The organism is Erysipelatoclostridium sp. MSK.7.34, from assembly GCF_019041935.1.
Lineage (GTDB): Bacteria > Bacillota_I > Bacilli_A > Erysipelotrichales > Coprobacillaceae > Thomasclavelia > Thomasclavelia ramosa.
On sequence record NZ_JAHPYJ010000010.1, the window covers coordinates 98696 to 105560 of the forward strand.

General features: G+C 31.5%; 6 protein-coding genes. All 6 read left to right on the top strand.

The window, feature by feature from the left end; translation table 11 throughout:
* Position 1 precedes the first annotated feature (1 nt).
* The 6 genes from KTF99_RS08815 (at position 2) to KTF99_RS08840 (ending at position 6605) form a co-directional block, all read left to right on the top strand.
* Positions 2-373, top strand: a complete 372-nt coding sequence (locus KTF99_RS08815; protein ID WP_008791325.1) for a DUF1667 domain-containing protein — start codon at positions 2-4, stop codon at positions 371-373.
* Positions 366-1859, top strand: coding sequence for a glycerol kinase GlpK (gene glpK / locus KTF99_RS08820; RefSeq protein WP_003536141.1), 1494 nt, complete (start codon positions 366-368; stop codon positions 1857-1859). The genes KTF99_RS08815 and glpK overlap by 8 nt, the downstream gene beginning before the upstream one ends.
* A 123-nt stretch (positions 1860-1982) precedes the next feature.
* Positions 1983-3311 carry a H2O-forming NADH oxidase gene (gene nox, locus KTF99_RS08825; protein ID WP_009009154.1) on the top strand — a complete coding sequence of 443 codons (1329 nt, stop codon included), beginning with the start codon at positions 1983-1985 and terminating at the stop codon, positions 3309-3311.
* A 245-nt stretch (positions 3312-3556) separates the two neighbouring features.
* On the top strand, positions 3557-4162 hold the full coding sequence (locus KTF99_RS08830) for a recombinase family protein (RefSeq protein ID WP_003536161.1): 606 nt from the start codon (positions 3557-3559) through the stop codon (positions 4160-4162).
* 258 nt (positions 4163-4420) lie between these two features.
* The gene (locus KTF99_RS08835; RefSeq protein WP_008791326.1) at positions 4421-4816 is read left to right on the top strand and encodes an RrF2 family transcriptional regulator; all 396 of its coding nucleotides are present in this window, start codon (positions 4421-4423) and stop codon (positions 4814-4816) included.
* A gap of 16 nt (positions 4817-4832) precedes the next feature.
* Positions 4833-6605 carry an immunoglobulin-like domain-containing protein gene (locus KTF99_RS08840; RefSeq protein ID WP_003536164.1) on the top strand — a complete coding sequence of 591 codons (1773 nt, stop codon included), beginning with the start codon at positions 4833-4835 and terminating at the stop codon, positions 6603-6605.
* The last annotated feature ends 260 nt before the right edge of the window (positions 6606-6865 follow it).

Here is a 6865-nt window from a genome sequence, read left to right on the forward strand (position 1 = left end):
TATGGAAGTGATTAAACTGACTTGTATAAATTGTCCGTTAGGGTGTGCTTTAGAAGTTCGGTATATTGATGAGGAATATGTGGTTACAGGTAATCGTTGTATCCGTGGTAAAAAATATGCACTAGCAGAAATTTCTAATCCTACTAGAATTCTAACAACGACAATTAGAGTGAAAAATAGTCCTTATATGTTAAGTGTTAAGAGTAATGGGGGAATTGCCAAAGATAAAATTTTTGAATGTATACAGATACTAAAGGAAATCGAAGTACAAGCCCCAATTAGTATGAATGAAATAATTGTTGCTAATATTTTAGATAGTGGGATAGATATTGTTGCAACAAAATCGATTGGAGGAGATGAGCTTTATGGCTAAATATGTAATGGCTTTAGACCAAGGAACGACTAGTTCACGTTGTATTTTATTTGATCAAAAAGGAAATATAAGTGCGATGGCTCAACGTGAGTTTAAACAAATTTTTCCTCAACCAGGCTGGGTAGAACATAATCCTATGGAAATTTGGTCTTCACAATTAGCAGTAGCCAGTGAAGCAATGGCATTGAATAATACTAAAGCTGACGAAATTGCAGGAATAGGAATAACTAATCAGCGAGAAACTACAATTGTTTGGAATAAAGATACTGGGGAGCCTATTTATAATGCGATTGTTTGGCAATGTCGAAGAACTGCAGCAATGATTGAGCAGTTAAAAAAAGATGGTTTAGAAGAAATGGTTATTGCTAAGACTGGTTTAATTCCTGACGCATATTTTTCGGCTTCGAAAATTGCTTGGATCCTAGAAAATGTCGATGGCGCTCGAGAATTAGCCAATCAAAATAAATTACTATTTGGTACTGTTGATACTTGGCTGATTTATAATTTAACAGGTGGTAAAATTCATGTCACTGATTATACAAATGCTTCAAGAACTATGTTGTTTGATATCCACCAGCTGTGCTGGGATGATGAATTATTAGCATATTTCAAAATACCTAAGAGTATGTTGCCTGAAGTTAAACCATCAAGTTGCGTTTATGGATATACAAAAGAAGGAATTTTGGGTGGACATATTCCTGTTTCGGGTGCTGCTGGAGATCAGCAGGCAGCTTTATTTGGACAATGTTGTTATGAACCGGGCGAAGCTAAAAATACTTATGGAACAGGGTGTTTTTTGCTAATGAACACTGGTAATGAAATATATCATTCTAAAAACGGATTGATTACAACGATTGCAGCAAGTGATAACAATGAAGTTAGTTATGCTTTAGAGGGCAGTGTTTTTGTTGGCGGAGCAGTAATGCAATGGTTGCGTGATGGCCTTAGAATGTTAAAAAGTACACCTCAGTCAAGCGATTATGCTAATCGAGTTGAAGATACTAATGGTGTCTATTTAGTGCCGGCCTTTACAGGAATGGGTGCTCCATATTGGGATCCTTATGCTCAAGGAACTATTGTTGGACTGACAAGAGGTTGCAGTAAAGAACATTTTATTAGAGCAGCTTTAGAATCTATTGCATATCAAACTAATGATGTTTTAAAAGCAATGCAAGAAGATACTGGGATTGAGTTGAGATGTTTAAAAGTAGATGGTGGGGCAAGTCAAAATGATTTTCTAATGCAATTTCAAAGTGATATATCAAATTGTAAAGTTCATCGTCCACAGGTTGTAGAAACGACAGCATTAGGAGCAGCATATTTGGCAGGTTTAGCAACAGGTTTTTGGGCTAGTAAAGAGGAGATAAAGAATAATTGGAAATTAAATTATGAATTTGTTCCAAGGATCAACAAATCTAGACGTGAAAAAAGTCTGGAAGGATGGGCTAAGGCTGTACGTTTTGCGTTAATGTGGAAAGATGCTTAGGAGAGCAAGGCTCTCTTTTTTATTTTAGTAGTTATAGTTTCCTAATTTTTTGGTGCATATCAGTTGTAAATAAATACAAATGATGGGTATGATAATAATATAAAAAATAAGGAGACTGAAAAAATGAGTAAAATTATTGTTATTGGGGCAAATCATGCAGGAACAGCTGCGATTAATACGATTCTAGATAACTATGAAGATGACGTAGTTGTTTTTGATGGAAACAGCAATATTAGTTTTTTAGGGTGTGGAATGGCATTATGGATCGGAAAACAAATTGATGGACCAGAAGGACTATTTTATTCAAGTAAAGAATTATTGGAAGAAAAAGGTGCAATTATATACATGGAAACGATAGTGGAACATGTTGACTATGAAAAAAAGATTGTCTATGCAAAAGGTAAGGACGGTAAAGAGTATCAAGAAAGTTATGATAAATTAATTTTAGCATGTGGATCTTTACCAATGCGTCCAACGATTCCTGGTAGTGATTTAGAAAATGTTCAAATGGTAAAATTATATCAAAATGCTCAAGATGTAATTGAAAAATTAAATAATCCTGAGTTAAAAAACATTGTAGTAGTTGGTGGTGGCTATATTGGTGTAGAACTGGCTGAGGCATTTAGACGTTGTGATAAAGAGGTTACTTTAATTGATTGTGCTGATACTTGCCTTGGAGCGTATTATGACCATTCATTTACTGATTTAATGAATCAAAATTTAACAGAACATGGAATTAAATTGGCATTCAATCAATCTGTTTTAGAAATTAAGGGTAATCAAAAAGTTGAATCAGTTGTAACAGATAAAGGTGAATATGCTGCAGATATGGTTATTTTAGCGGTTGGCTTTAAACCTAATAATGAGTTAGGAAAAGATGTACTTAAACTATATTCTAACGGGGCATATTTAGTAAACAAAAAACAAGAAACATCATTAAAAGATGTGTATGCAATTGGCGATTGTGCGACTGTTTATGATAATACGATTGATGATGTTAACTATATCGCATTGGCAACAAATGCAGTTCGTTCGGGAATTGTTGCTGCTCATAATGTTTGTGGTCAACCACTAGAAAGTATTGGAGTTCAAGGCTCAAATGGAATTTGTATCTATGATTTAAAGATGGTATCAACGGGGTTAACTTTATCAAAAGCAAAAAAATTAGGTTTTAAGGCTACTTCAGTATCATATCGTGATCTTCAAAAACCGGCATTTATAAAAGAAAATCAAGAAGTAATGATAGAAATTATTTATGATGAAGAAACAAGGCGGATTTTAGGGTGTCAAATGGCATCAAAATATGATATTTCGATGGGAATTCATATGTTCTCATTAGCGATTCAAGAGCATTTGACAATTGATAAATTGGCATTGCTTGATATCTTCTTCTTGCCACATTTTAATCAACCTTATAATTATATAACAATGGCTGGATTAACTGCTAAATAGAAATAACAAAAATACATCTCAATGATTTGCATCAAAAGCAATTTTTGGATGTATTTTTATTGTGCTGAAGTATCTATGTTAATCAATATTATGAGGTATAGAAAATGAATAATATTGTTGATAAATAGAGAATACTTGTTTGTAATTATAAAATTTCATTTATATTTGATTAAATGTATATTTCTAAATAGATATATACATTTTTTTATTCTCTAAGTATTATTTTCTTATAAGGAGGAATGTGAATGAATAAATACGCTTATATCCGTGTATCAACCAAAGATCAAAATATTGATAGACAAAAATTTGCGATGAAAGAAATTGGATTAGGTACTAGACAAATGTTCATCGATAAACAATCTGGTAAGGATTTTAATCGAAAAGGTTATAAGAAATTGGTGAAAAAACTAAAAAAAGGTGATGAACTTTATATTAAATCTATTGATCGATTAGGACGTGATTATGATGAAATTATTGAACAATGGCGATATTTGGTAAAGAAGAAAGAAGTGGAGATAATTGTGTTAGATTTTCCACTTTTAGATACTAGAAATCAAGTTAATGGTATTACAGGAAAATTCATTGCTGATTTAGTATTGCAGGTATTGTCGTATGTCGCACAAATAGAAAGAGAAAATACAAAACAAAGACAAGCAGAAGGGATTAAGGCTGCAAAAGAAAAAGGGGTCAGATTTGGACGCCCTCAATTACCTTATCCAGAAAATTTTGAAGAGATTTATTTGTGTTATAAGGAAAAACAGATAAGCAAAAGAGAGTGTGCAAGACGGTTAAGTACCAATCATACGACATTTTCTAATTGGGTAAATCGGTATGAATTAAAAAAAGAATAGAAAAATAGAAGTATTTGTAAAATAAGGTAGATTTTTTTATCCACGATTGACAAACATGGTAGACTTTTATTTCCGTGTATTATTTCCAATAATTATGCTAGAAACACATAAAAATATAACTGTATTTTTCTATTAATTATTATATATAAAGTGGAAAATAATGTCTACTTTATTTTCCATCGGAAAGATAGCTGTACTTTTCTGGATTTTGAAACTAACCTAACATCGGTTAAGTTAGAAAGGAAGGAGGAAAACGAGGTGCAGTTGAAGGTTTCTACTGATTATGCAATACGAATAGTTCTATATATCGCTATAAAAAAGGATATTGTCCAGTCGAAAGAATTATCAGAAACACTTGGGATTCCCCAAAGTACAGTATTTAAAATCGGGAAGAAACTAAGTGATAATGAAATAATTAGCATTGCTACAGGGATACAGGGAGGATTTAAATTAAAAAAACACCCAAAGGATATAAGTATTTTTAGCATTATAGATATATTTGAGCCAACGATAAGAATTAACAGTTGTCTTGAGGAAGATAAATATTGTAGCAGATTTGCTACAGAAACTTGCCCTGTTCGAAAAGTTTATTGTACAATGCAAAAACATTTTGAAGAATATTTAAAGAAAATAAAAATTTTAGATTTGATTTAAAATAAGGAGAAACTGAATGTTGTATTTAAAAAGAATATTAATAGTTGGATTATCTTTTGTAGTAGGACTTATAAATATTATTGGAAATAATTATACAGTATTTGCTTTAGAAAAGAATACGCTGGTTCATCAGAATGTTATGTCAATGATACAGTCTCAACGTGGGGGACTATTTGACCCGATTTATACAGAGAGTTTAGAGGATAATTGGCAAGGTGATTATATCTACTATGGAGAAGATACGGATGGTTCAGCATTGAAATGGCAACTCCTAGATTCAGATAATAAGGATTTTAGTAAGAATGCAAATAGTACTATGTTTTTGTTCTCTGATAAGACTATTGGAACTAGTTTTTGGTATCGTGAAAATGATTATGGTTTTGATTATAGTAATGTAAAGCCAGGGGAAACTCCTATATATTGGCAAAAAGGCTATGAATGGGACAAAAGTGATTTAAAGACTAATATGGAAGATGAAATGAAAAATAAGTTTTCGTCAATTGAAAATGAGGGCATTATTTTTTCTTCAAAAAGTAGTGAAGATGCACAAAATGTAGCGGTTGGTTTGGAAAAATTAGGTACTACAGAAATGACTGCTAGTAAATGGTTTCCTTTAAGTATACAAGAGCTTACCAATAAGTGTTATGGTTTTAGCAGTGTTCCATTTAATAGAAATCAAGCACCTCTTGGATTACATACTGGAGATAAAAGTCGTGTTAGTTCTGATGATAAAAATTATTTAATACGTTCATATGAGGAACATTGGACAAAGCCAATGGAAAATGGAATGCGGTATCATCCTGTATTTGTGTTAAATAGTAACAGTGTATATGGTGCAAATTGTGCTGGAGGATTAAATTATGGAAATATGTACACAGTACAAAGTATGCGTCCAGCAATGAACATAGACACTTCTAAAGTTATGCTGGTTAAAAGTCATAATCAAAAAGAGATTATTGGTATTAAAGCAGTCAACGATAGTAAGACAAATGAGTTTAAATTAACATTACTTGATGATAAACAAAAATTAAATATAGAAAATATTAAGACCGAACGTGATAAGATAACTTTTGATTTTGAAGCAATAGGAAACGGAAAATACTTGAGTGTTGTAGTTCAAGATGAAAATAATAATGTTATGTATTATGGGAATATAAAAGATAATCTAGACAAAGTAAATGTAGGAACAATGACGATTGATTTAAATCAAATTGGATTGAATTCTAAATCATTTAGTTCAGGAGAATATAAATTATCGATTTTTACAGAACAGTTGAATTTCGATAAAAAGACGGATTATTCAAGCAAATTTGTAGACGTAGAAGTTGTACAGAATAACGTACCACCCGCTGTTATTAATAAAGTACCAACAATTGTGGCAGAAGATAAAGTACTGACAGTGGGAGATACATTTGATCCACTGAAAGATGTGACAGCATATGATAATGAAGATGGAATAATCAAGTTAACGGAAGCAAATATTGCAGCAAATGATGTAAATACAAATAAGGAAGGAACATATAATGTAACTTATAAAGTAACAGATAAACAAGGTGCTTCATCAACTAAGACAATTACAATTGATGTAATAGAACGAATAGTTATACCAGAAAATAAACCAGTAGATAAGACAAATAATGATACAAATTCTTCTAATTCTAGTAAGGTGCCACAAACAGGTGATATTAATAATATAGGTGTCTTAGCGGTCACACTTATGATGTCAGGAAGTATCGTAATAGGATGTAACAGAAAGAAAAGTAAGGCTAATAGTCTAAGCGAAAAATAAAATATTAAAAAAATTAATATTTTTTAAATTAGCCATCTAGTATTAGCAAGATTTAAAAATACGCTAAATTGATAAATATTTATATTTATTAGATTAAAATTGATTTATCTCTATTATGATGTTCTAAAACTTATAAGGGTAGATATAGATTATTGATAATATAAAGACAGCCCCATTAAATGTAGTGAACCCTTCTAGTTGGTTGTGATGTGTACCCAGTTTTCTGGACACGTTTAAATTTAGTTTTAAAAAAATTATGC